An 895-nucleotide genomic window follows, 5' to 3' on the forward strand; every position below is an offset into this window, starting at 1 on the left:
AAATCAATTAATGGTTCATACAAATTGAATCCATCTAATATAGCTCCAGCAACAACGAGTGTTGCCATTGTATGAGCGGGTGTTAGCTTGCCGACATCAAACATAAGTTGGCCGATTACACATATGAGTCCGCCAATGACGAAAGCCCAGAAAAAAATCATTGCGTTGCACCTCCGAATTCAATTGAAACGGCGTGAGCGATGCACGGAATCGTTTCTTCTTGTTGGAATGTAAGTGGAGATAGTAAAGCGCCTGTCGCAACGACAAGTATTTTTTTGAACTCTCCTCTTTTCATTCGGTTTAATAAATGACCGTACACGACTGTTGCGGAACATCCTGGTCCGCTAGCCCCAGCTATGACAGGTTGCCCTTCTCTATAAATGAGTAGCCCGCAATCTTGAAACTGTTCGCTCGTTACTTTCGTTCCGTGTTTATGTAGTAAGTCATAAGCAATTTCACGTCCTACATGCCCGAGGTCACCGGTTACGATTAAATCGTAGTAAGAGGCGTCAATTTGACGTTCGTGTAAGTGAGCTTCAATTGTATCGACGGCGGCTGGAGCCATTGCGCCTCCCATATTAAACGGATCTGTTAATCCCATATCAACCACTTTTCCGATTGTTGCGGATGTTACCCTAGGGCCATGTCCAGTATCGCTTAAAATAGCGGCTCCTGCTCCAGTTACTGTCCACTGTGCGGTAGGTGGCTTTTGTCCACCATATTCGGTAGGGTAGCGGAACTGTTTTTCTACAGCGGTGTTATGGCTTGATGCCCCGGTTAATAAATATTTTGCGCCTTTTGCATTTACGATACTCGCCCCAAGTGCTAAACCTTCCATAGAAGTAGAACAAGCGCCGAATAGTCCGAGATAAGGAGTGCCCAGTGTACGGCAAGC

General features: G+C 45.7%; 2 protein-coding genes. Both read right to left on the minus strand.

The window, feature by feature from the left end; genetic code table 11:
• Positions 1-161: SpoVA/SpoVAEb family sporulation membrane protein (locus tag PDQ68_RS29090; RefSeq protein ID WP_252242569.1), on the minus strand; the 161-nt coding region annotated here is incomplete at its 3' end.
• The coding region (locus PDQ68_RS29095; protein ID WP_270787183.1) for a stage V sporulation protein AD at positions 158-895 on the minus strand (738 nt) is incomplete at its 5' end. The genes PDQ68_RS29090 and PDQ68_RS29095, both read right to left, overlap by 4 nt.

The sequence above is a fragment of the Bacillus cereus group sp. Bc010 genome, assembly GCF_027716745.1.
GTDB classification, from domain to species: domain Bacteria; phylum Bacillota; class Bacilli; order Bacillales; family Bacillaceae_G; genus Bacillus_A; species Bacillus_A pacificus.